Source organism: Bacillus sp. 2175, assembly GCF_057812155.1.
The window spans coordinates 3,564,311-3,589,999 of sequence record NZ_CM173819.1 but is presented as its reverse complement, the minus strand read 5'-3'; the positions used below and the strand labels follow the sequence as shown (position 1 = coordinate 3,589,999).

The window sequence follows — 25,689 nt, the reverse complement described above, 5'->3', positions numbered from 1 at the left end:
TGGTACGTTTCAATTTATAATAGCAAATGGAAGGAGAGTGCTTATGTCTTTAACAAATGAACAACAAGAGCGATTTCAAATTTTGCTCCAGCAGTTGCAAATACCAGACGACCTTATAAATCAATATTTACAAGGCGGTGGTATTGAAAGGCTCGTTATTGATAAAGCGAATAAAAGTTGGCATTTTGATTTACAAGTGCCACGTATTTTGCCTACAGAATTATATGAATTGCTAGAAACAAAGCTTAAGCAATCATTTTCTCATATTGCAAGAACAACATTTGCATTAGAAACAGAGAATAAACAATTTACAGAAGAAGAAGTGAGGGCGTATTGGCCGCTTTGTACGGAACGAATTACATTTTCACCTATGTTCGCATACTTAAAGAAGCAGCTTCCACAGGTGAATGGAGTGAAGTTGTTAATAAATGTAAATAACGAGCTGGAGTCTACGGCTTTAAAGAAAAACGTTGCGAAACCAGTAGGGGATCAATACGAAGTTTTTGGATTCCCGCGTTTTCAGTTAGACACACATATACAGCAAAATACAGAAGAAATGCAAAAGTTTCGTGAACAAACGCAGCAAGAAGACCGTGAGCGTGTTATACAAGCTATGGAAGAAATGGCGAAGAAGCAAGCTGAAGAAAGCAGCGTTGTGTATGAAGGACCGATTACACTCGGGTATCTTATTAAGCCAGATGAAGAGATTACACCGATGCGAGAAATTCAAGATGAAGAAAGAAGAAAAACGGTTCAAGGATATGTCTTCCATGTAGAAACAAAAGAGCTTCGTAGTGGGCGTACGTTATTAACTTTAAAAATAACGGATTATACGGATTCTATTATGATCAAAATGTTCTCGCGTGACAAAGAAGATATTCCAATGCTGCAATCCTTGAAAAAAGGAATGTGGGTGAAAGCGCGTGGTTCTGTTCAAAACGATACATTCGTTCGAGATTTAGTAATGATTGCAAATGATATTAATGAAATAACAGGACCGTCTCGTAAAGATAAAGCACCAGAAGGCGAAAAACGAGTAGAGCTGCATCTCCATACTCCGATGAGTCAAATGGACGCTGTCACTCCAGTTTCTAAGCTTGTTGCTCAAGCTGGTAAATGGGGACATGAGGCTATTGCGGTTACAGATCATGCCGTGGCTCAGTCCTTCCCAGAGGCGTATTCTGCAGGGAAGAAGGCTGGTGTTAAAGTTATATATGGTGTAGAAGCAAATCTAGTTAATGATGGTGTACCGATAGCGTATAACGAAGCGCATCGTTTACTTGCAGAGGAAACGTATGTTGTTTTCGACGTTGAGACGACAGGTTTATCAGCTGTATACGATACAGTCATTGAGTTGGCTGCCGTAAAAGTAAAGGGTGGCGAAATTATTGATCGCTTTGAATCTTTCGCAAATCCACATCAACCATTATCAGCGACGATTATTGAATTGACAGGTATTACGGATGATATGTTAACTGATGCACCTGAAGTGGACGAAGTGTTTAAAAAGTTTGAGGAATGGATGGGCGACCATACACTTGTTGCCCATAACGCGAGCTTTGATATGGGCTTTATTAACGTAGGTTTTAAAAAGGCTGGACTAGAAAAAACGAATAATCCAGTTATTGATACGTTAGAACTTGCACGATTTTTATTCCCAGAAATGAAAAATCATCGATTAAATACGATGTGTAAAAAACTTGATATTGAATTAACACAACATCACCGTGCGATTTATGATACAGAAGCGACGGGATATTTACTTGTGAAAATGTTGAAAGACGTAATTGAAAAGGGATTTGAATATCACGATCAATTAAATGATAGCATGGGACAAGGGGATGCGTATAAGCGTGGCCGTCCAAGTCATATGACGTTACTTGCCACATCAGATGTTGGATTGAAAAATTTATATAAACTTGTTTCATATTCTCACCTTAATTACTTTTACCGTGTACCACGTGTGCCGAGATCACTATTAAAAAAATATCGTGAAGGGATTTTAGTAGGAACGGCTTGTGATAAAGGTGAAGTGTTTGAGGCAATGATGCAAAAGGCACCTGAAGAGGTAGAAGAAATTGCCCAGTTCTATGATTACATTGAAGTAATGCCTCCAGAGGTGTTGCGTCATTTAGTAGAACGTGAGCTTGTTCGAGACGAAGGTCAATTAAAAACAATTATTTCTAACTTAGTAAAACTAGGTGAGACGTTAGATAAACCAGTTGTTGCTACAGGAAACGTGCATTATTTAGACCCTGAGGATGCGATGTATCGTAAAATTTTAGTCAGTTCGCAGGGCGGAGCCAATCCGTTAAATCGACATTCATTACCGCCAGTACATTTCCGTACAACTGATGAGATGTTAGAATGTTTTTCATTCTTAGGTGAAGACAAAGCGAAAGAAGTTGTTGTAACAAATACACAAAAGATTGCGTCATTAATTGGTGATGTGCATCCAGTAAAAGACGATCTATACACACCGAAAATTGAAGGTGCTGATGATGAAACGCGTGATATGAGTTATAAAATGGCGCGTAGCATTTATGGTGAAGAGTTACCGGAAATTGTAGAAGCACGTTTAGAAAAAGAATTAAAAAGTATTATTGGGCATGGATTCGCCGTAATTTATTTAATTTCACATAAGCTTGTGAAAAAATCGTTAGTAGACGGATATCTAGTAGGTTCGCGTGGATCGGTAGGGTCATCATTTGTTGCAACGATGATGGAAATTACAGAAGTAAACCCATTACCACCACACTATGTATGTCCGAAGTGTAAGCAATCAGAATTCTTTAATGATGGTTCTGTAGGTTCTGGTTTTGACTTACCAGATAAAGAATGTCCTGCTTGTAATATTCCATATGTAAAAGATGGACATGACATTCCTTTCGAAACGTTCCTTGGATTTAAAGGAGATAAGGTGCCCGATATCGATTTGAACTTCTCCGGGGAATACCAACCACGTGCCCATAACTATACGAAAGTACTGTTCGGTGAAGACTATGTATATCGTGCAGGAACGATTGGTACAGTTGCGGAAAAAACTGCTTACGGATATGTAAAAGGTTATGCAAATGATCATAACTTAACGATTCGAAATGCAGAGATTGATCGCTTAGTAGCAGGGTGTACCGGTGTAAAACGTACAACAGGACAGCATCCAGGCGGTATTATCGTTGTGCCAGATTACATGGATATCTTTGATTTCTCACCAATACAGTACCCAGCTGATTCAATTGGTGCTGAATGGAGAACAACGCATTTTGATTTCCACTCGATTCATGATAATTTATTAAAACTTGATATACTAGGACACGATGATCCGACCGTTATTCGTATGTTACAAGATTTAAGTGGTATTGATCCGAAAACAATCCCAACGGATGATCCAGAAGTAATGAAAATTTTCTCTGGTCCAGAATCGTTAGGGGTAACGGAAGAGCAAATTAACTGTAAAACAGGTACACTTGGTATACCAGAGTTTGGTACAAAATTCGTAAGACAGATGTTAGAAGAGACAAAACCGACGACATTCTCAGAGTTAGTCCAAATTTCTGGACTATCACATGGTACTGACGTATGGCTTGGTAATGCAAACGAGTTAATTTATAACGGTACATGTACGCTGAGCGAAGTTATCGGTTGTCGTGATGACATCATGGTATATTTAATCTATCAAGGTCTAGATCCATCATTAGCCTTCAAAATCATGGAGTCGGTTCGTAAAGGTAAAGGTGTACCGGAAGAATGGGAAGAAGACATGAAAAATAATAATGTACCAGATTGGTATATTGATTCATGTAAGAAGATTAAATACATGTTCCCTAAAGCCCATGCGGCTGCTTACGTACTTATGGCTGTACGTATCGCATACTTTAAAGTACATTTTGCACTGTTATTCTATGCCGCATATTTTACAGTTCGTGCAGATGATTTTGATGTAGAGGCAATGGCGAAAGGTTCAGCATCTATACGTGCAAGAATTGATGAAATTGCTCAAAAGGGACTCGATGCTGCGCCGAAAGAGAAGAGTTTATTAACAGTACTAGAAATGACACTTGAAATGTGTGAGCGTGGATACTCATTCCAAAAGGTGGATTTATACCGCTCACATGCAACAGAATTTATTATTGATGGAGACACATTAATTCCTCCATTTAATGCGGTACCTGGTCTTGGTACAAACGCAGCTTTAAGTATTGTGGAAGCACGTAAAAATGGAGACTTCTTATCAAAAGAGGACTTGCAGCAGCGTAGTAAGGTTTCGAAAACAATTATTGAGTATTTAGATAGTCAAGGTTGTTTAGGAGATTTACCGGATCAAAACCAGTTATCACTGTTCTAGTAGGTAGGAAAAGTCTTTGCAAATCAACATTTCCTATGATATACTATTAACCGAGATAACCATGTCATGTATATTGTGTAAAGAAAAGAGTGGGGAAACCCACTCTTTCGTGTTACTATCTATGTTTTCTCTACGTAGATAGGTAAAAGATTTCTGTCGTATATACATATTTTGTTACAAGTTTTACTTCTTAAATTTGGTAATACTAAGACAGATAATCCCTGCTGAACAGCAGGGGCTTTTGTTAGCTAACGAGAAAGAATAAGATAGACCGTTTTTAAAGTGGCGGGGTCTTCTTCTTTTAAATGGTACATGACGGCAGGAAGGAGGCTGTTTATGGATAAGAAAGTCACAGAAGTTGTAGAAGCATTTGCGCAGCCGATCGTTGAAGAGTTAAATCTTGAACTTGTAGATGTAGAGTATGTGAAAGAAGGACAAGACTGGTTCTTACGCGTATTCATCGATTCTGAAAAGGGAGTCGACATTGAAGAATGCGGTGCGGTAAGTGAACGTTTAAGCGAAGCTTTAGATAAAGAGGATCCAATTCCTCATCTTTACTTTTTGGATGTATCATCTCCTGGAGCGGAACGCCCATTAAAGAAAGAAAAAGACTTCCAGCAAGCGGTAGGAAAACAAGTGGCAATTAAAACATATGAGCCGATTGATGGTGAAAAGATGTTTGAAGGAAAACTGCTTTCTTACGATGGTACAACAATAACATTATTATTAACAATTAAAACACGTAAAAAAGAAATCCAAATTTCGATGGATAAAGTCGCAAATGCGCGACTTGCTGTTACGTTTTAGTTAGAAGGGGGATCTTCATGAGCACTGAGTTATTAGATGCTTTGCTCGTATTAGAATCTGAAAAAGGCATTAGCAAAGACATTATTATTGATGCGATTGAAGCAGCTTTAATCTCTGCTTATAAGCGCAATTTTAATCAAGCACAAAACGTTCGTGTGAGCTTTAACCCAGAAGTGGGAACAATTCAAGTTTTAGCACGTAAAGACGTAGTAGACAATGTGTTTGATCCACGTCTTGAAATTTCTGTAGAGGAAGCAAGACAAATTAATCCAAACTACCAAGATGGTGACGTACTAGAAATTGAAGTAACACCAAAAGACTTTGGTCGTATTGCAGCACAAACTGCAAAACAAGTTGTCACACAACGAGTGCGTGAAGCAGAGCGCGGTGTTATTTACTCTGAGTTTAGTGACCGTGAAGAAGATATTATGGTAGGTATTGTACAACGTCAAGATGCTCGTTTCATCTATGTAAGCTTAGGAAAAGTAGAAGCTTTATTACCTGTAAGTGAGCAAATGCCTAATGAGCAATACAAACCACATGATCGTATTCGCGTATTCATTACGAAAGTAGAAAAAACGACAAAAGGACCACAAATTTACGTATCACGTACACATCCTGGTCTTTTAAAACGTTTATTCGAAATGGAAGTTCCTGAAATCTATGATGGAACTGTAGAAATTCGTTCTGTAGCACGTGAAGCTGGCGATCGCTCTAAGATCTCTGTATATGCAGAGAACACTGATGTTGATCCAGTTGGTTCTTGTGTAGGACCAAAAGGGCAACGTGTACAACGCATTGTAGACGAATTAAAAGGTGAAAAAATTGACATCGTCCGCTGGTCAAATGATCCAGTTGAATATGTTGCAAATGCATTAAGCCCATCACAAGTTGTTAAAGTACTTGTAGATGAAGAAGAAAAAGCGACAACAGTAGTTGTTCCAGACCACCAGTTATCATTAGCTATCGGTAAGCGTGGACAAAATGCACGTCTTGCAGCTAAATTAACAGGCTGGAAAATTGATATTAAGAGTGAGTCTGATGCGAAACAACTTGGTATTGTAACAGAAGAAGATAGCGTAATCGCATTTGGATTCGATTCAGTGGAAGACGAAATCGAATAGAGGTGATGAGTATGAGCAATCGAAAAGTTCCGTTACGAAAATGTGTTGCAACGCAAGAAATGAAATCAAAACGAGAGCTCGTTCGCATTGTTCGTTCCAAAGAGGGAGAAGTGTCCATTGATTTAACTGGGAAAAAATCAGGACGAGGTGCTTACTTGTCGAAGGACAAGGAGAGCATTCTTCAAGCTCAAAAGAAAAATGTTTTGGAACATCATCTAAAAGCGAAAATCGACGGTTCTTTATATGAAGAGCTTCTTGAGCTTGTTGAGAAGGAGTCGAAATAAGTGTCCGATTGGAAATCGTTTTTAGGACTAGCAAACCGGGCTCGGAAAATTATTTCGGGTGAAGAACTCGTTTTAAAAGAAGTACGAAGTGGCAAAGCAAAACTTGTATTGCTATCTGAAGATGCGTCAGTAAATACTACAAAACGCATCACAGATAAAACTACGTACTACAACGTACCAATGAGAAAGGTCGAAAATCGACAACAATTAGGGCATGCGATTGGGAGAGATGAGCGAGTCGTTGTAGCTGTGTTAGATGTAGGCTTTGCGAAAAAGCTGCGTAGCATGCTCGATACAAATTACCGGGGGTGAAGGTATGAGTAAAATTCGAGTGCATGAATATGCAAAAAAACATAATATCTCAAGTAAAGATCTTATGACAAAACTAAAAGAAATGAATATCGAGGTTTCGAATCATATGACAATGTTAGACGATGAAGTAGTAAATAAATTAGATAATGAATATCAAACTGAAAAACCTTCTGTTGCAGATGAGTTTGAAGTAGAAGAAAAAGTTGTTCGCAGTAAAAAGAACAGCAATAAGAAAAAGAAAAAAGGCAAAGGAAACGAAGACAAACGTCAAGAGAACTTTGCTGGTAGACAACAAACTCAAATTGTAGAAACACCAGATAAAATTACTTTCTCTGGAAGCCTTACAGTAGGAGATCTTGCTAAAAAATTAAGCAAAGAGCCATCTGAAATTATTAAGAAGCTCTTCATGCTTGGAATTATGGCAACAATTAACCAAGACTTGGATAAAGATACAATTGAGTTAATTGCTAACGACTACGGTATTGAAGTAGAAGAAGAAGTAATTGTAAGCGAGACTGAGTTTGAAACATTCATTGATGAGCAAGATGATGAAGAGAACTTAAAAGAACGTCCAGCTGTAGTTACAATCATGGGACACGTTGACCATGGTAAAACAACATTACTGGATTCTATTCGTAACTCAAAAGTAACTGCAGGCGAAGCGGGTGGAATTACTCAGCATATCGGTGCATATCAAGTTGAAGTAAACGATAAGAAGATTACATTCTTAGATACACCTGGTCACGCAGCATTTACAACGATGCGTGCTCGTGGAGCACAAGTAACGGATATTACAATCCTTGTTGTTGCAGCGGATGACGGTGTTATGCCACAAACGGTTGAAGCAATTAACCATGCGAAGGCAGCAGGAGTACCAATTATTGTTGCTGTGAATAAAATGGATAAACCAGCTGCAAACCCTGATCGCGTAATGCAAGAACTAACTGAATATGAATTAGTTCCAGAAGCTTGGGGCGGAGATACTATTTTCGTACCAATTTCTGCAATTCAAGGCGAAGGCATTGACAACTTACTAGAAATGATCCTTCTTGTAAGTGAAGTAGAAGAATATAAAGCAAATCCAAACCGCTATGCAACTGGTACAGTAATCGAAGCACAGCTTGATAAAGGTAAAGGAACTATCGCGACATTACTTGTTCAAAATGGTACGCTTCGAGTTGGAGATCCAATCGTTGTTGGAACTTCATTCGGACGTGTTCGTGCAATGGTAAGTGATATTGGTCGTCGTGTAAAAGTTGCTGGTCCATCAACTCCTGTTGAAATTACTGGTTTAAACGAAGTACCACAGGCTGGAGATCGTTTCATGGCATTTGCTGATGAGAAGAAAGCTCGTCAAATTGGTGAATCACGTGCACAAGAAGCGTTAGTTGCACAACGTGGTGAGAAATCTAAATTAAGCCTTGAAGATTTATTCCAACAAATCCAAGAGGGCGATGTAAAAGAAATTAACTTAATCGTAAAAGCAGACGTACAAGGTTCTGTTGAAGCGATGGCAGCATCACTTCGTAAAATTGATGTTGAAGGCGTAAAAGTTAAAATCATTCACACTGGTGTAGGTGCGATTACAGAATCTGATATCATTTTAGCTTCTGCATCTAATGCAATTGTAATTGGATTTAACGTACGTCCAGATGTGAACGCGAAGCGTACAGCTGAATTAGAGAACGTTGATATTCGTTTACACCGTATTATTTATAAAGTAATCGAAGAGATTGAAGCAGCTATGCAAGGTATGCTTGATCCAGAATTCGAAGAAAAAGTAATCGGTCAAGCAGAAGTTCGTCAAACGTTTAAAGTAACAAAAGTTGGAACAATCGCAGGTTGTTACGTAACAGACGGTAAAATTACGCGTGATAGTGGCGTACGTATTATCCGTGACGGCGTAGTAATTTTCGAAGGACAACTTGATACGTTAAAACGTTTCAAAGACGACGTAAAAGAAGTTGCACAAAACTATGAGTGTGGTATTACAATTGAGAGATATAATGATCTTAAAGAAGGGGACATCATTGAAGCGTACATTATGGAAGAAGTGAAGCGATGATTATCGCTTCACTCTCATTCGAGTGTATGATTTACGATGTGCATTCTTTAAAAGAGAAACGTGCAATTTTACAACGTGTGTTAACTCGTGTAAAACAGCGCTATAATGTAGCTGTTTCTGAAGTTGGGCACCAAGATGTATGGCAACGTACAGAAATTGCAATTGTTTCCGTATCCTCAAATCGTGTTATCTGTGAGAAAGAAATGAATCGTGTACTTGAGTACATCGATTCATTTCCTGAAATTGAACGTACAATAACACATTTGGAATGGTATTGAATGAGGTGAAGAGTTATGAAATTACGTGCGAACCGTGTGGGCGAGCAAATGAAAAAAGAATTAGGCGACATTATCAGTCGTAAAATTAAAGACCCACGTATTGGATTTGTTACAGTAACTGATGTACAAGTGAGTGGTGATTTACAAATTGCTAAAGTATATATTTCTGTTTTAGGTGATGAAGAACAGAAAGAAAATACTTTAAAAGGTTTAGCGAAGGCAAAAGGCTTTATTCGTTCAGAAATTGGCCAACGTATTCGTCTTCGTAAAACACCAGAAATTACCTTTGAGTTTGATGAGTCTATCGGATATGGTCATCGAATTGATACACTTTTACATGAAATTAATAAAGACGGTAAACGTGAAGAATAATGGATAGACATTTGTCTATCCATTTTTTCAATGCAAAATAAGTTTTGGATATTTACTACGAGAGAATTATGATGAGGTGAACATATATGGAAGGTGTAGTATTATTACATAAGCCAAAAGGCATGACATCACATGATTGTGTATTTAAATTAAGAAAGATATTGCGAGAAAAGAGAATTGGTCATACGGGAACATTAGACCCTGATGTAACAGGAGTATTACCAATTTGCGTTGGAAGAGCAACGAAAATTGCACAATTTTTAACAAGTGAAACGAAAACATATGAAGGTGAAGTAACATTAGGGTTTTCAACGACAACTGAAGATGCTTCTGGTGAGGTTGTTGAAACGAAAAATGTAGATCGTACTATTACTCGTAAGGAAGTAGAGAAAGTCCTTGCGGAATTAACAGGCACGATTGAACAAATGCCACCAATGTTCTCGGCTGTAAAAGTAAACGGGAAAAAATTATACGAATATGCAAGAGCAGGGCAAGAGGTGGAACGTCCAGTTCGTACAATTACAATTCATGAATTCATATTACTTGATGATCGTGAAGTTTTTGAAGGAGAAAATATTTCATTCCGTTTCCGTGTAACGTGTAGTAAAGGAACATATGTAAGAACGTTAGCTGTAATGATCGGGGAAAAACTTGGTTTCCCATCACATATGTCGCACCTTATAAGAACGGCATCTGGTGAATTTTTATTAGAAGATTGCATATCATTTGAAGAAATTGAAGAAAACGTGCAAAATGGAACAGTAGAGTCTATCTTCATTTCAATTGATGAAGCATTAAGTAAGTTTCCAAAAATGGTTGTAGATGAAAAGCAAGCAGAGAAAATAAAGAATGGTATGTTCTTAAAAAATGAATTAGAAATAACAGCACCATTTATTACAGTGTTTGATAAAAATGATCGTTGCTTAGCAATTTATGAACATCATCCGAAACATCCTGGTATGTTAAAGCCGATGAAAGTACTTGTGAATAATCAAGAACTAAAGCTATAATGAATTATTGGAAGGATTATTACAGAAAAAGGTGAATTCAAGCGTGAAACTTATTCATTTAACTCATCCACATGAACAAAATAAATTAGAATTACCACCTACTGTAATGGCATTAGGATTTTTTGATGGCATTCATTTAGGACATCAATGTGTAATTCGAACTGCGAAAAAAATAGCGGACGACCGAGGATATAAAAGTGCAGTTATGACATTTCATCCTCATCCATCTGTTGTTTTAGGAAAAAAGGATGCGCATGTGGAGTATATTACACCGATGCGCGATAAAGAAAAAATAGTCGAAAGCTTAGGAATCGATATATTATATGTAATTAAATTTGATGAATCATTTGCAGGGTTATTACCGCAACAATTTGTAGATGATTATATTATTGGTTTAAATGTAAAGCATGTAGTAGCAGGGTTTGATTATTCATATGGACGTTTAGGAAAAGGAAAGATGGAGACTTTACCATTTCATGCAAGAGGGGAGTTTACACAGACTGTGATTGAAAAAGTTGAATTTCAAGAAGAGAAAGTAAGTTCTACAGCATTACGAAAGTTAATTCGAAATGGCGAAATGGAGCAAATTCCATCTATTTTAGGTAGAGCCTATACTGTAGCGGGAACAGTTATACACGGCGACAAACGTGGACGTCAAATTGGTTTTCCAACAGCTAATGTAGGTTTAAGTGATGAGTATTTATTGCCACCTGTAGGTGTTTATGCAGTGAGATTAAAAGTTCACGGTGAATGGTACGATGGTGTATGTAATATTGGATATAAACCGACTTTTAAAGAAGATGAGCGTCAATTATCAATTGAAGTGCATTTATTTGAATTTAACAAAGATATATACGATCAAAATGTTACAGTAGAGTGGCATATGCGTATAAGAGCAGAAAAGAAATTCAACGGTATCGATGAGTTAGTTGAACAAATCGCAAAAGATAAGAAAACAGCCCAAGAATATTTTGTGAGCGAAAAGAATATACTTGCTTTTTCAAATGAAAAGTAGTATTCTATGTTATGTACTTTATGACAACCATTGCTTGGCATTGCGACTCACCGACGCTTGCTAGGTAATTGGGGGTTTAATTAATAGGAGGTGAAATAGGATGGCTTTAACACAAGAGCGTAAAAATGAAATCATTGCACAATTTAGAACTCATGAGACTGATACTGGTTCTCCAGAGGTTCAAATTGCTGTCCTAACGGAGCAAATTAACACTCTAAACGAGCACTTACGTACTCACAAGAAAGATCATCATTCACGTCGTGGTCTATTAAAGATGGTTGGTAAACGTCGTAACTTACTAACTTACCTTCGTAATAGCGATATCACACGTTACCGTGAATTAATCACAAAGCTTGGCTTACGTCGATAGTCAAAGAAGCGGGAATATTCCCGCTTTTTTGTTAGGTAAAAATATATCTTCTACGCTTTATAGCTTACTTAATTTTAGGCAATACTAGAGGTAGAATATTGTGATATACTATCCATTTACATAGAAGAATTGAATACTTTAAATTGAGAGGGGTACTTAAATGAGTCAAGAAAAGCAAGTCTTCTCGATAGATTTAGCTGGTCGCCAGCTAACAGTTGAAACTGGTCAGCTTGCAAAACAAGCGAACGGAGCAGTATTAGTAAGATATGGCGATACAGCGGTTCTATCTACAGCAACTGCATCAAAAGAAGCAAAAAATGTAGATTTCTTCCCACTTACAGTAAACTATGAAGAGCGTTTATATGCAGTCGGAAAAATTCCTGGCGGTTTCATTAAACGTGAAGGTCGTCCAAGTGAAAAAGCAATTTTGGCAAGTCGTTTAATCGACCGTCCAATCCGTCCACTTTTCGCAGATGGTTTCCGTAACGAAGTACAAGTTGTCAGCATCGTAATGAGTGTTGATCAAGATTGTTCTTCTGAAATGGCAGCTATGCTTGGTTCTTCATTAGCGTTATCGATTTCAGATATTCCATTTGAAGGTCCAATCGCGGGTGCAACAGTTGGTCGTATTAACGGCGAATTCGTTATCAACCCAACAGTAGAACAGCAAGAACAAAGTGATATTCACCTTGTTGTAGCTGGTACGAAAGATGCAATTAACATGGTTGAAGCAGGAGCAGATCAAGTGCCTGAGGAAACAATGTTAGAAGCAATTATGTTTGGTCATGACGAAATTAAACGTCTAATTGCATTCCAAGAAGAGATTGTACAAGCTGTAGGTAAAGAGAAATCAGAAGTGAAACTTTATGAAGTTGACGCTGATCTTAACCAAGCTGTACGTGAAATGGCTGAAGAAGATATGCATTCAGCAATTCAAGTACATGAGAAACATGCACGTGAAGATGCAATTAACGAAGTGAAAAAGCGTGTTATTGAGCATTACGAAGCGCAGGAAGCTGACGCTGATACATTAGGACAAGTAAATGAGATTTTATATAAAATTGTAAAAGAAGAAGTACGTCGTCTTATTACAGTTGAAAAAATCCGCCCAGATGGCCGTAAAGGTGACGAAATCCGTCCATTAGCATCAGAGGTTGGCATTTTATCTCGTACACACGGTTCTGGTTTGTTCACTCGTGGACAAACACAAGCATTAAGTATTTGTACATTAGGTGCATTAGGCGATGTGCAAATTTTAGATGGTCTTGGTGTAGAAGAATCAAAACGCTTTATGCACCATTACAATTTCCCATCATTTAGTGTTGGTGAAACTAGACCAATGCGTGGACCAGGTCGTCGTGAAATCGGTCACGGTGCACTAGGAGAACGCGCACTTGAGCCTGTAATTCCATCTGAAAAAGATTTCCCATACACAGTACGTCTTGTATCTGAAGTTTTAGAATCAAATGGTTCTACTTCACAAGCAAGTATTTGTGGTAGTACTTTAGCAATGATGGATGCTGGTGTTCCACTTAAAGCTCCAGTTGCAGGTATTGCAATGGGTCTAGTTAAAACTGGTGAGCATTACACAATTTTATCTGATATTCAAGGTATGGAAGATCATTTAGGTGATATGGACTTTAAAGTAGCAGGTACAGCACAAGGTGTAACTGCACTACAAATGGACATTAAAATCGATGGTCTATCTCGTGAAATTTTAGAAGAGGCATTACAACAAGCGAAAGTTGGTCGTGTGCACATTCTAAATCATATGTTATCTGTTATTCCAGAGCCACGCACTGAATTATCAGCGTACGCTCCAAAGATTATTACAATGACAATTAATCCAGATAAAATCCGTGACGTTATCGGACCGAGCGGTAAACAAATCAATAAAATTATTGAAGAAACTGGCGTTAAAATTGACATCGAGCAAGATGGCACAGTATTCATTTCTTCAATAAACCAAGAAATGAACGACAAAGCTAAGAAAATTATCGAAGATATCGTTCGCGAAGTACAAGTAGGTGAAATCTACGAAGGAAAAGTGAAACGTGTTGAGAAATTCGGTGCTTTCGTTGAATTATTCAGCGGTAAAGATGGATTAGTTCACATTTCTGAACTTGCACTTGAGCGTGTAGGTAAAGTAGAAGACGTTGTAAAAATCGGTGACGTAATTACGGTTAAAGTTATCGAGATTGACAAGCAAGGTCGTGTTAATCTATCTAGAAAAGTATTGCTAAAAGAAGAGCAAGAAAAAGAAGCTGCTAAAGAAGAAAACAAACAAGAGCAGCAATAAGCGAAAGCCAGTTTAACTGGCTTTTTTTGTTATGTAAAAATATGATTTATATATATTTTTATGTCAGTATAGGTATAGTTTTCATTATAACGCTCAAATTAACAAAGATAAGAAGAAAAATGTTTTTTTATATAGTTAATTTGGGAGGGTTTATATGAAAGTTCGTATATTGGCATACATATGTATATTTTCTTTATATGTCAGTTTAGGCTCTTATTCTGTTTTTGCACAGGATAACTTATATGAAGAAATTCAAAAGCATGCAAAACAATATGAGATTGCACCTCAAAATGCGATGATTGATAAGATATGGAAAGCAACACCAGGATATAATGGAAGACAAGTTGATATGGAAGCATCCTATAACAATATGAAGAAGCTAAAGGAATTTGATCAAAAACACCTTGAATTTAAGGAAGTATCACCGAGTGTCCACTTAGAAGATTTATCACCTGCTCCAATTTATAGGGGGCATCCGAATAAAAAGATGGTGGGATTAACAATAAATGTGGCATGGGGAAACGAGTATTTGCCTCGTATATTAGAAATATTGAAAAAGCATGATGTGAAGGCGACTTTCTTTTTAGAAGGACGTTGGGTGAAAGAAAATTTACGATTTGCAAAAATGATTGTCGATGCAAATCAAGAAGTCGGAAATCATTCTTATACGCACCCTAATATGAAAACGCTATCGTCTGATGAAATACGAGAGCAGTTACAAAAAACAAATCGAATGATTGAAGCTGCTACGAATCAAAAGGTGAGATGGTTTGCCCCGCCGAGTGGAAGTTTTCGGGATGAAGTCGTGAAAATCGCTGATGATTTCCAAATGGGAACGATTATGTGGACTGTCGATACAATCGATTGGAAGCGACCTGAGCCAGATGTACTATTGCAGAGAGTAATGAGAAAAATACACCCAGGTGCTATCGTATTAATGCATCCTACTTCGTCAACGGCAGAAGCATTAGATACAATGATTAAAAAATTGAAGGAACAAGGATATAAAGTAGGGAATATAACAGAATTACTGGATGAAAAACGTGTGGATTAAATACATTTGCATGACATTCATCCTTAAACTTGTTATCATTAAATAATAGCACTTATTTAGAGAAACTGGCAGTAGGAGGAAAGTTTTTGATTAAAAAATATACTTGTAAAAATGGTGTAAGAATAGTTATGGAGAATATACCAACTGTAAGATCGGTTGCGATTGGTATTTGGATCCATGCGGGATCAAGAAATGAAAATGAAAAAAATAACGGGATTTCTCACTTTTTAGAGCATATGTTCTTTAAAGGGACAGAAACACGTAGTGCACGCGAAATTGCAGAATCATTTGATAGTATTGGTGGGCAAGTGAATGCTTTTACTTCAAAAGAGTACACTTGTTACTATGCAAAAGTGCTAGATGAACATGCTAAATATGCTTTAGATGTATTAGCTGACATGTTCTTTAATTCAACATTTGATGAAGAAGAATTGAAAAAAGAGAAGAATGTCGTATGTGAAGAAATTAAAATGTACGAAGATGCTCCAGACGATATTGTGCATGATATGTTAACGAAAGCAACATATGAAACGCATCCGCTTGGATATCCTATTTTAGGAACAGAAGAAACACTTGATACGTTTACAGGTGATACGCTACGCCAATATATTAAGGATCATTATACACCTGAAAATGTAGTTGTTTCAGTTGCAGGAAATATTGATGAAGCCTTCTTACAAACGGTAGAGCAATATTTCGGTAGTTATGAAGGAACAACAAATCGCGAACAAGTACATAGTCCAATTTTCCATTTTAACAAAGTAGCACGTAAAAAGGAAACAGAACAAGCTCATTTATGTTTAGGATATAAAGGCTTACAAATGGGACACGAAGATATTTATAACTTAATTGTATTAAATAACGTTTTAGGCGGTAGTATGAGTAGCCGTTTATTCCAAGAAGTACGTGAGCAACGTGGGTTAGCTTACTCAGTATTTTCTTACCATTCTTCTTATGAAGATACAGGTATGTTAACACTGTATGGTGGAACAGGTAGTCAACAATTAGATACACTGTATGAAACAATGCAAGAAACATTAGAAACATTGAAAAATACAGGTATTACAGAAAAAGAGCTTATTAATAGTAAAGAGCAATTAAAAGGAAACTTAATGTTAAGTTTAGAAAGTACGAATAGTCGTATGAGCCGTAATGGTAAAAATGAATTGCTACTTCGTAAGCATCGTTCACTTGATGAGATTATCGAAAGTGTAAACACTGTAACAAAAGAAAATGTAGATGGGTTAATTCGTAACATGTTTACAGATGAATTCTCTGCAGCATTAATTAGTCCAGATGGAAAACTTCCAAAAGGAATAAAACTATAATCAACTTTTACGATGTATCTGAAAATAACCTTCTCTCTTTTTAAATGAGAGAAGGTTATTTTTTTTATACATATAGAATAGGTACTAATTATAGACAATGCAAATGAAAAATTTAGTAGGGGAGTGGAGTGAGTATGCGATTAAGTGAATTAAGCGGTAAAGAGGTTGTAGATATAGAAAAAGCGGAAAAAATGGGAGCCTTAGGTTATATGGATTTAGAGATTAATGAGAAAGACGGACAAATACAAACACTTATAATACCTGTAGGGAAGTGGGGAGGTTTTAAAAAGGAACCACAAGAAGTAAGAGTGGCATGGAGTCAAATAAAGAAAGTCGGACACGATATGCTTCTTTGTGATAGTATAGATCGTTCAAATTCGGAGTGAAGGATGGCCATTTTGGTCATCTTTTTTTGTATCTACATAGAAACCTGATAAATCATATGTGCATTTGGATTTTCAATCACCATAAACTCGTACATTACATATGATGTGGAGGAAAAAGAAAAAGTAGGCACTTTTCTTATAAATGACAGAAAAAGAAGGTGAATTAGGGAATGTTGACTGAGATGCATATTGCTGTCATAGGAGGAGATGCAAGGCAGCTAGAAGTAATTCGTAAGCTAGTTGAATTGGATGCGAAACTTTCTTTGATAGGTTTTGATCAGTTAGATCATGGTTTCACAGGGGCAGCAAAAGAAAGTATACAAAATTTAGATTTCACTTCTGTAGACGCAATTATTTTGCCGGTTGCCGGTACAAATGCCAAAGGAGAAGTAGATACTATTTTTTCAAATGAAAAAGTTTCAATAACGAAAGAACAAATTGAAAATACACCAGAACACTTTACTATATATTCAGGTATTGGTACACCTTACTTGGAAAATCTCGTATCTACTACGAATCGAAAACTTGTTAAATTATTTGATCGTGATGATGTAGCAATATACAATTCTATTCCAACGGTAGAAGGTACATTAATGATGGTAATTCAACATACCGACTATACAATTCATGGGTCCAATGTAATGGTTCTAGGATTTGGGAGAACAGGAATGAGTGTTGCGAGAGCATTTCAATCATTAGGAGCCCATGTCAAAGTTGGAGCAAGACGATCTGAACATATTGCACGTATTACAGAAATGATGTTTTCTCCTTTTCATATGCAAGACATAGAGAAAGAAGTAGGAAATATCGATATTGTAATTAATACGATTCCGCATCTCGTTGTAACAGCGAATGTTATTGCAAAAATGCCAGCTCATACGTTAGTGATTGATTTAGCTTCTAAACCAGGCGGTACTGACTTTAGATATGCGGAAAAAAGAGGAGTCAAAGCATTGCTAGCACCTGGATTACCAGGTATTGTTGCCCCAAAAACGGCTGGGCAAATTTTAGCAAATGTTCTTTCTCAGTTATTAGCAGCAGATGCAATTGCAAAGGAGGAGGAAAAGAAATGAGTTTGAAGGGGAAACGAATTGGTTTCGGATTTACAGGTTCACATTGTACGTACGAAGAAGTAATGCCTCATTTAGAAAAATTAATTGCTGAGGGAGCAGAAGTACGTCCTGTTGTTTCTTACACTGTTCAATCAACAAATACTAGATTTGGAGAAGGAGCAGAGTGGATTAAGAAGATTGAAGAAATAACAGGTTTTAAAGCAATTAATTCAATCGTTGGTGCAGAACCACTAGGACCTAAAATTCCACTAGATTGTATGGTAATTGCACCACTAACAGGGAATTCTATGAGTAAATTTGCAAATGCAATGACAGACTCTCCAGTATTAATGGCAGCGAAAGCGACGTTAAGAAATGGCAAGCCTGTCGTATTGGCTGTTTCGACGAATGATGCTCTAGGGCTTAATGGAGTAAATCTCATGCGCCTAATGGCAACAAAAAACATCTACTTCGTCCCATTCGGCCAAGATGCACCAGAGAAAAAACCGAACTCAATGGTAGCTCGCATGGAGCTGCTGGAAGATACAGTGTTAGAAGCGCTGCAAGGGAAGCAATTGCAACCGGTGGTCGTAGAAAAATTCAGATATATGAATTAAAAAACGAAAAAAAACGGACAATTTTTGATGAAACCATCATTCTTACTGTAGAATATGATAAAATTAACGTTATTAAGATTAGAAGGGGTATTGTATACTCCTTCTGATTCTAAGTTATAGAAGGATTGGTATCTAGAAAGGGGCATAGTGATGGAAAAGCAAAAAACTTTTCATGTCGCTGTAGTTGGAGCAACCGGCGCAGTTGGTGAACAAATGTTAAATACTTTAGAGAAACGAGAATTTCCAATCGGGAAATTAACGTTACTTTCATCTAAACGATCTGCAGGTAAGAAACTTGTATTTAAAGGCGAAGAATTTACAGTTCAAGAGGCAACTCCTGAAAGCTTTGAAGGAGTAGATATCGCACTATTTAGTGCTGGTGGATCTGTATCGAAACAATTAGCGCCAGAAGCAGCAAAACGCGGTGCGATTGTTGTTGATAATACAAGTGCATTCCGTATGACAGAAAACGTGCCACTTGTTGTACCTGAAGTAAATGAAAACGACTTAAAAGAACATAATGGTATTATTGCAAATCCAAACTGTTCTACAATTCAAATGGTAGTAGCTCTTGAGCCAGTTCGTCAGCAATATGGTTTAAAACGAGTAATCGTTTCCACATATCAAGCTGTATCAGGTGCTGGTGCGGCAGCTATTGAAGCACTGCATGAACAATCACAAGCAATCTTAAATGGCGAAGAAGTTAAGGCAAATGTTCTTCCTGTATCAGGTGATAAGAAGCATTTCCCAATTGCTTTTAATGCGATTCCACAGATTGATAAATTCCAAGATAATGGATTTACGTTTGAAGAAATGAAAATGATTAACGAAACGAAAAAAATTATGCATATGCCTGAATTAGAAGTAGCGGCAACATGTGTACGTTTACCAGTTGTATCAGGACACTCTGAGTCTGTTTACATCGAAGTAGAAAAAGAAGGCGTAACAGTAGCAGAATTAAAGAGCTTACTTGCAAATGCGGAAGGTATTGTTCTGCAAGATAATCCAGAAGAGCAGTTATATCCAATGCCAGCTACTGCAGTAGGTAAAAACGAAGTATTCGTTGGAAGAATCCGTAAAGATTTAAATAACGATAAAGGATTCCATCTTTGGGTCGTATCTGATAACTTATTAAAAGGCGCTGCATGGAATTCTGTTCAAATTGCAGAGCGCTTAGTAAAATTACAATTAGTGTAAACGGCTAAGAGAAGGTGCAAAATATGAAAATAATTGTTCAAAAATTTGGTGGCACATCAGTACGTGATGACAATGGACGTAAGCATGCGCTTCATCATATAAAAAAATCATTAGCTGCTGGTTATAAAGTAGTTACTGTCGTATCTGCTATGGGCCGTAAAGGTGAACCATATGCAACGGATACGTTATTAAGTCTTGTAAATCAAGAGGAATCTACTATTTCTAAACGTGAGCAAGATTTATTATTATCATGCGGAGAGTTAATCTCTGCAATTGTTTTCTCTAATATGTTGAATGAGAACGGTATAAAAGCAGCAGCATTAAATGGTGCACAAGCTGGTTTTGTAACGAATGATGACTTTACGAATGCAAAGATTATTGAAATGAATTGCGATCGTATACATGAAGAGTTAGAAAATGTAGATGTAATCGTCGTTACAGGATTTCAAGGGCAAACGAAAAAAGGTGATACGACAACACTTGGACGCGGAGGTAGTGATACTTCAGCTTCAGCATTAGGTGTTGCACTTCATGCTGAATATATCGATATATTCACTGATGTAGAAGGTGTTATGACTGCGGATCCTCGTATTGTAAAAGATGCACGTCATCTTCAAACTGTAACGTATAACGAAATTTGTAACATGGCTTATCAAGGTGCGAAAGTCGTTCATCCACGTGCAGTTGAAATTGCGATGCATGCAAAAGTGCCACTTCGTGTACGTTCTACGTATTCTGAAAGTGAAGGTACTCTTATTGCAGCATACGATGGTGCTACAAAAGGGCAGGATGTAGAAGAACGTCCTGTTACAGGTATTGCCCACGTATCGAACGTAACGCAAATTAAAGTACTTGCAAAAGAAACGGCATACGACATACAGCAGCATGTATTTAAAGAAATGGCAAACGAAGGCATTAGTGTTGATTTAATTAACATTTCTCCTACTGGTGTAGCTTACACAGTAAATGATAATGTATCAGCTCGTGCTGTCGAAGTGCTAAAACAACTTGGATATGAGCCAATTGTGACAGAACATTGTGCGAAAGTATCTATCGTTGGAGCTGGAATGGCAGGCATCCCAGGGGTTACTGCAAAAATCGTTACAGCTTTAGCGGAAAAAGGCATTCAAATCCTGCAATCGGCAGATAGTCATACAACAATTTGGGTTCTTGTAAAAGAAATTGATTTAGTGGAGGCTGTAAATGCATTACATAGTGCGTTTGAGCTTTCAAAAGAAAAGCAACTGGAACAATAAGGAGTGAGACCATGATAGATTTTGGGACAATTGCAACCGCGATGGTAACACCGTTTGATATAAACGGGAATATCGATTTTGCAAAGACAACGAAATTGGTAAATTATTTAATTGATAACGGTACAACAGCAATCGTGGTAGGAGGAACGACAGGAGAATCTCCTACATTAACTTCAGAAGAGAAAGTAGCGTTATATCGCCATGTCGTATCTGTTGTCGATAAAAGAGTGCCCGTAATCGCTGGAACAGGTAGCAATAATACGCATGCTTCTATTGACTTAACTAAAAAGGCAACAGAAGTTGGAGTGGATGCAGTAATGCTAGTAGCACCGTATTATAACAAACCGAGTCAAGAAGGAATGTATCAGCATTTTAAAGCAATTGCTGAAAGCACGCCGCTTCCGGTTATGCTATATAACGTTCCAGGACGATCTATTGTACAAATCTCCGTTGATACAGTTGTTCGTTTATCAGAAATAGAAAACATTGTTGCTATTAAAGATGCCGGCGGCGATGTGTTAACAATGACAGAAATCATTGAAAAAACAGCGGACGACTTTGCGGTATACAGCGGTGATGACGGTTTAACGTTACCAGCTATGGCAGTTGGAGCGAAAGGTATCGTTTCGGTAGCCTCTCATGTTATCGGAAACGAAATGCAAGAAATGATTACAGCATTTCAATCAGGAGAATTTAAGAAGGCACAAAAATTACATCAATTACTTGTAAGAGTAACTGATTCATTATTTATGGCGCCAAGTCCAACTCCAGTAAAAACAGCGTTACAAATGGTTGGATTAGATGTAGGTTCTGTACGTTTACCACTTCTTCCATTAACAGAAGAAGAAAGAGTAACGTTACAATCTGTAATGCAATCTATCCCTCGTTAATAAAAAATGACCTAGTGTAGAACTAGGTCATTTTTTATTATATGCAAATCTTTTTCTCGTTTTCTCACCTATATGTGTTCTTATAAGAATATTAATCGCTTCTTCATTATGTGTATAAGAAAATAATCGTACTCCTTTAACCGAGTCAAAAAATGATAGATATTATGGAATAAACGTAATAAACTACGGTGTTTGTTTTTAGAGAAATCCCCTCAAATTTGACGTAATTCATAAAAAAACTCCATTTTGTAAGTGTTTTTGTTGGATTCTAGAAAAATAAATCTTGAAACTCCCTATTATGAAATGAATTTAGCATATGTATGGCTAGTTCTTCAAAATAATATGGAGTATAAAATCGAAGTAAATATAAAGGAAATACCTTCGATACTTTTGTTGTCATTCCGTTCTTTTACTCTTTCTTTCGCACGATTTAACTTGTGTTCTATTTCTTGTATCAGGTATAATATGGCTAAGTAGCTTAGTACGGGTATGCTTAGCAAAATTGGGAAAAATTATAATTTAATTAAATTTTCATATCATATCGAATAAGATATTTGATTTATATAATGAAAGAGAGGTGAAACCTGGTTTAAAAAATAAACAAGGACATGATATCGCATAACGGTAAGGACATTCGTCTTGGACGGTGAAAATATGGTGGTTGTAGAGTTTCCCCTGGTGTCTCTGCAATTTTAGTGAAATCAGTGTTTGCAAGATTTTTAAACCAGGCAACAACATGAAGAGAAAAGAGAATGAGTCTGTTAAAGTATTTGCTCTTGGTGGAGTAGGTGAAATCGGGAAAAACATGTACTGTGTTGAAATTGATTCTGAAATCTTTATCGTAGATGCAGGGTTAATGTTCCCGGGAGATGAAATGTTTGGAATTGATATCGTTATTCCTGATATTACATATTTAGTGGAAAATCAAGAGCGAGTAAAAGGTTTATTTATTACTCACGGTCATGAAGATCATATTGGTGGAATTGTGTATGTACTTCGTAAATTATCTATTCCAGTCTATGCAACGAAATTAACAGTAGGACTTATACAAGAAAAACTTGGTGAAGCGGGCATGTTAGGCCGTGTAGACCTAAAAACAATCGATTCAAATTCAACAGTAGAATTTAACACTACAACGGTGTCATTCTTCGGAACGACACATAGTATTCCGGATTCTGTTGGCGTTTGTTTCCATACATCAAAAGGTGCAGTCGTATATACGGGAGACTTTAAATTCGATCAAACTCCAATTGGAAATAGTGGAGCAGACCTTGGGAAAATGGCGCAAATCGGAAATGAAGGCGTACTTTGCTTATTATCTGATAGTACAAACGCAGAGCGCCCAGGTTATACAGGTTCAGAAAAAGAAGTTGGTGTAGAAATCTCTAAAGTGTTCTATGGCGCAGAAGGTCGTATTATCGTTGCTTCATTTGCATCAAATGTACATCGTATTCAACAAGTATTTGATGCAGCTGCTGAAACAGGGCGAAAAGTAGCGGTAGTAGGACGTAGTATGGTGAAAGTAGTAGACATTGCAAGACGTCTTGGTTATTTAGATGTTCCAGAAGGTATGGTTATTTCATTACAAGAAGTAGACAACTTCCCAGAGAAAAAGGTAGCTATTTTAACGACAGGTAGTCAAGGTGAACCGATGGCTGCTCTATCTAGAATGGCAAAACAAGCACATAAACAAATTTCAATTCGTAAAGGTGATACTGTTATCATTGCTGCTTCGCCAATTCCGGGTAATGAAATATCTGTATCAAAAATTATTGATTTGTTATTTAGAGCTGGAGCTGAAGTTGTTTATTACGGCGAAAGAAAAGTTCACGTGTCAGGTCACGGTAGCCAAGAAGAATTAAAATTAATGTTAAATTTAATGAAACCAAAGTACTTTGTACCCGTACATGGTGAGTTCCGTATGCAAAAAGCGCATGCATATTTAGCTGAAGATGTAGGTATTACAAGAGAAAATATCTTTATCGTAGAAAAAGGCGATGTAATTGCTTTTGGTGACGATGAAGCGAACTTAGTCGGTAAAGTACAAGCTGGTAATGTTTTAATTGATGGATTAGGTGTAGGTGACGTTGGTAATATCGTTCTTCGAGATAGAAAGATGTTATCTCAAGATGGAATACTAGTAGTTGTTGTAACGCTTGGTAAAGATGAAAAGAAAATTATCTCTGGTCCAGAAATCATTTCACGTGGTTTCGTATATGTTCGTGAATCAGAAGCGTTAATTGAACGTTCTACAGAGATTGTACGTATGATTGTTGAGCAGTCAATTAAAGAATATTCAATTGAATGGTCAATGTTAAAACAAAATATTCGTGAATTATTAGGGCAGTTCTTGTACGAAGAGACAAAGAGAAAACCTATGATTTTACCGATTATTATGGAAGTATAAAAAAGATCACCCTTATGGGTGATCTTTTTTCTTTTTAACCCTATCGAATGAAATTTATAACTTAAGAAATAATAGTTATATACGAGTGAAAGGGGATGCGAAATGACAGAACGTGATCGATATACAAATGAAGAAAAAGAAGCTGAGCCAAAAGAAGCTGGAAAAGAGGCTTCGATAGTCGAAAAAATTCAACAGCTTGGACAGACAAATGTACCACAGATGAATGAATCACGTATTCATTGTTTAACGATTATCGGACAAGTGGAAGGTCATGTTCAATTACCACCGCAAAATAAAACAACAAAATACGAGCATATCATTCCGCAAATTGTTGCGATTGAACAAAATCCGAAAATTGAAGGTTTGCTTTTAATATTAAATACGGTTGGAGGTGACGTTGAAGCTGGGCTAGCAATTTCTGAAATGGTAGCTTCACTTTCAAAACCAACAGTATCTCTAGTTTTAGGTGGGGGACATTCCATCGGTGTACCGATTGCTGTTTCTACTGACTATTCGTTTATTGCGGAAACTGCGACGATGACAATTCATCCAATTCGTTTAACAGGTCTTGTCATAGGTGTGCCACAAACATTTGAGTATTTGGATAAGATGCAAGAAAGAGTCATTCGTTTTGTGACGAAGCACTCGAAAGTAACAGAAGATCGTTTTAAAGAGCTTATGTTTGCGAAAGGAAATTTAACGCGAGATATTGGGACGAATGTAATTGGTGGGGATGCAGTAAAGTACGGTCTTATAGATGATGTCGGCGGTATTGGAAATGCAATTCGAAAATTAAACGAATTAATAGATGTTCGTGCGGAAGATAGTACAGAAGGGACAATGCTACAATGATTTTATATACAATTATGCCAGAGCAACTTGTGTATCCGGCCGATTATTCACAATGTGAAAGTCAAAAAGTTGTAAATATAAATGGTGTGGAATTAATGGTTTCTGAAGAGGAACATGGATGTTATTCTATTGTACGTGTGCTAAGTACGGACCCACTTCACTATTTAGAGTTTGAGCCCGGTCAGAAAATAACCTTTTAGCAAAAAGAAGGATTTTGTTTAGAAGCTATGGTATAATATAAAAAACAAGACGGTTGAGCAGCCATGAGTAGGCTGCTTTCTTCTGTTTATTTAGCATTTTACAAGAAGTGTAAAAATAGAAGATATAAAGACCTGAAAAATAGAGAAAACAGACATATAAATAGAGCAT

The 25,689-nt window shown here is 37.0% G+C and carries 23 protein-coding genes; all 23 read left to right on the top strand.

What is annotated here, in order from left to right; all coding sequences use genetic code 11:
* Positions 1 to 43 precede the first annotated feature (43 nt).
* Positions 44 to 4,345: a PolC-type DNA polymerase III gene (locus ACXKY9_RS18485; RefSeq protein WP_000060004.1), complete on the top strand. Its 4,302-nt coding sequence runs from the start codon at positions 44 to 46 to the stop codon at positions 4,343 to 4,345.
* Between the two features lie 336 nt (positions 4,346 to 4,681).
* Positions 4,682 to 5,152, top strand: a complete 471-nt coding sequence (gene rimP, locus ACXKY9_RS18480; protein ID WP_000359096.1) for a ribosome maturation factor RimP — start codon at positions 4,682 to 4,684, stop codon at positions 5,150 to 5,152.
* Positions 5,153 to 5,169: 17 nt separating this feature from the next.
* Positions 5,170 to 6,276, top strand: a complete 1,107-nt coding sequence (nusA, locus tag ACXKY9_RS18475) for a transcription termination factor NusA (protein ID WP_000102604.1) — start codon at positions 5,170 to 5,172, stop codon at positions 6,274 to 6,276.
* A gap of 11 nt (positions 6,277 to 6,287) precedes the next feature.
* Positions 6,288 to 6,560, top strand: coding sequence for an RNase P modulator RnpM (gene rnpM, locus ACXKY9_RS18470; RefSeq protein WP_000071127.1), 273 nt, complete (start codon positions 6,288 to 6,290; stop codon positions 6,558 to 6,560).
* Positions 6,561 to 6,872, top strand: coding sequence for a YlxQ family RNA-binding protein (locus tag ACXKY9_RS18465; protein WP_001286524.1), 312 nt, complete (start codon positions 6,561 to 6,563; stop codon positions 6,870 to 6,872).
* A 4-nt stretch (positions 6,873 to 6,876) separates the two neighbouring features.
* Complete coding sequence (gene infB, locus ACXKY9_RS18460) at positions 6,877 to 8,937, top strand: translation initiation factor IF-2 (protein WP_000036343.1); 2,061 nt, start codon at positions 6,877 to 6,879, stop codon at positions 8,935 to 8,937.
* On the top strand, positions 8,934 to 9,215 hold the full coding sequence (locus ACXKY9_RS18455) for a DUF503 domain-containing protein (protein ID WP_000582363.1): 282 nt from the start codon (positions 8,934 to 8,936) through the stop codon (positions 9,213 to 9,215). Before infB ends, ACXKY9_RS18455 begins: the two co-directional genes overlap by 4 nt.
* A 15-nt stretch (positions 9,216 to 9,230) precedes the next feature.
* A complete protein-coding gene (gene rbfA, locus ACXKY9_RS18450) occupies positions 9,231 to 9,587 on the top strand; it encodes a 30S ribosome-binding factor RbfA (protein ID WP_000776437.1) in 357 nt (118 codons plus the stop codon).
* Between the two features lie 86 nt (positions 9,588 to 9,673).
* On the top strand, positions 9,674 to 10,597 hold the full coding sequence (truB, locus tag ACXKY9_RS18445; protein ID WP_000399348.1) for a tRNA pseudouridine(55) synthase TruB: 924 nt from the start codon (positions 9,674 to 9,676) through the stop codon (positions 10,595 to 10,597).
* A gap of 43 nt (positions 10,598 to 10,640) precedes the next feature.
* A complete protein-coding gene (ribF, locus tag ACXKY9_RS18440) occupies positions 10,641 to 11,612 on the top strand; it encodes a bifunctional riboflavin kinase/FAD synthetase (RefSeq protein ID WP_000766704.1) in 972 nt (323 codons plus the stop codon).
* 100 nt (positions 11,613 to 11,712) lie between these two features.
* The gene (gene rpsO / locus ACXKY9_RS18435) at positions 11,713 to 11,982 is read left to right on the top strand and encodes a 30S ribosomal protein S15 (protein WP_001229392.1); all 270 of its coding nucleotides are present in this window, start codon (positions 11,713 to 11,715) and stop codon (positions 11,980 to 11,982) included.
* A gap of 160 nt (positions 11,983 to 12,142) precedes the next feature.
* Positions 12,143 to 14,281 carry a polyribonucleotide nucleotidyltransferase gene (pnp, locus tag ACXKY9_RS18430; RefSeq protein ID WP_000076737.1) on the top strand — a complete coding sequence of 713 codons (2,139 nt, stop codon included), beginning with the start codon at positions 12,143 to 12,145 and terminating at the stop codon, positions 14,279 to 14,281.
* 154 nt (positions 14,282 to 14,435) lie between these two features.
* Positions 14,436 to 15,335 carry a polysaccharide deacetylase family protein gene (locus ACXKY9_RS18425; RefSeq protein ID WP_000868232.1) on the top strand — a complete coding sequence of 300 codons (900 nt, stop codon included), beginning with the start codon at positions 14,436 to 14,438 and terminating at the stop codon, positions 15,333 to 15,335.
* 86 nt (positions 15,336 to 15,421) lie between these two features.
* Positions 15,422 to 16,663: a M16 family metallopeptidase gene (locus ACXKY9_RS18420; protein WP_000592989.1), complete on the top strand. Its 1,242-nt coding sequence runs from the start codon at positions 15,422 to 15,424 to the stop codon at positions 16,661 to 16,663.
* Between the two features lie 134 nt (positions 16,664 to 16,797).
* Positions 16,798 to 17,049, top strand: a complete 252-nt coding sequence (locus ACXKY9_RS18415; RefSeq protein WP_001239756.1) for a YlmC/YmxH family sporulation protein — start codon at positions 16,798 to 16,800, stop codon at positions 17,047 to 17,049.
* Between the two features lie 170 nt (positions 17,050 to 17,219).
* Positions 17,220 to 18,122, top strand: a complete 903-nt coding sequence (gene dpaA, locus ACXKY9_RS18410) for a dipicolinic acid synthetase subunit A (RefSeq protein ID WP_000954735.1) — start codon at positions 17,220 to 17,222, stop codon at positions 18,120 to 18,122.
* Entirely contained in the window at positions 18,119 to 18,718 is a 600-nt protein-coding gene (gene dpaB / locus ACXKY9_RS18405) for a dipicolinate synthase subunit B (protein ID WP_000053596.1), read from the top strand. Before dpaA ends, dpaB begins: the two co-directional genes overlap by 4 nt.
* A gap of 150 nt (positions 18,719 to 18,868) precedes the next feature.
* Positions 18,869 to 19,915, top strand: a complete 1,047-nt coding sequence (locus tag ACXKY9_RS18400) for an aspartate-semialdehyde dehydrogenase (protein WP_000414843.1) — start codon at positions 18,869 to 18,871, stop codon at positions 19,913 to 19,915.
* A 23-nt stretch (positions 19,916 to 19,938) separates the two neighbouring features.
* Positions 19,939 to 21,171, top strand: coding sequence for an aspartate kinase (gene dapG / locus ACXKY9_RS18395; protein ID WP_000692453.1), 1,233 nt, complete (start codon positions 19,939 to 19,941; stop codon positions 21,169 to 21,171).
* Positions 21,172 to 21,182: 11 nt separating this feature from the next.
* Entirely contained in the window at positions 21,183 to 22,061 is an 879-nt protein-coding gene (gene dapA, locus ACXKY9_RS18390) for a 4-hydroxy-tetrahydrodipicolinate synthase (protein WP_000564764.1), read from the top strand.
* 736 nt (positions 22,062 to 22,797) lie between these two features.
* Positions 22,798 to 24,468 carry a ribonuclease J gene (locus tag ACXKY9_RS18385; protein WP_000823096.1) on the top strand — a complete coding sequence of 557 codons (1,671 nt, stop codon included), beginning with the start codon at positions 22,798 to 22,800 and terminating at the stop codon, positions 24,466 to 24,468.
* A 102-nt stretch (positions 24,469 to 24,570) separates the two neighbouring features.
* Complete coding sequence (gene tepA, locus ACXKY9_RS18380; protein WP_000139806.1) at positions 24,571 to 25,320, top strand: translocation-enhancing protein TepA; 750 nt, start codon at positions 24,571 to 24,573, stop codon at positions 25,318 to 25,320.
* Complete coding sequence (locus ACXKY9_RS18375; protein ID WP_000605020.1) at positions 25,317 to 25,520, top strand: YlzJ-like family protein; 204 nt, start codon at positions 25,317 to 25,319, stop codon at positions 25,518 to 25,520. Before tepA ends, ACXKY9_RS18375 begins: the two co-directional genes overlap by 4 nt.
* Positions 25,521 to 25,689: the final 169 nt, after the last annotated feature.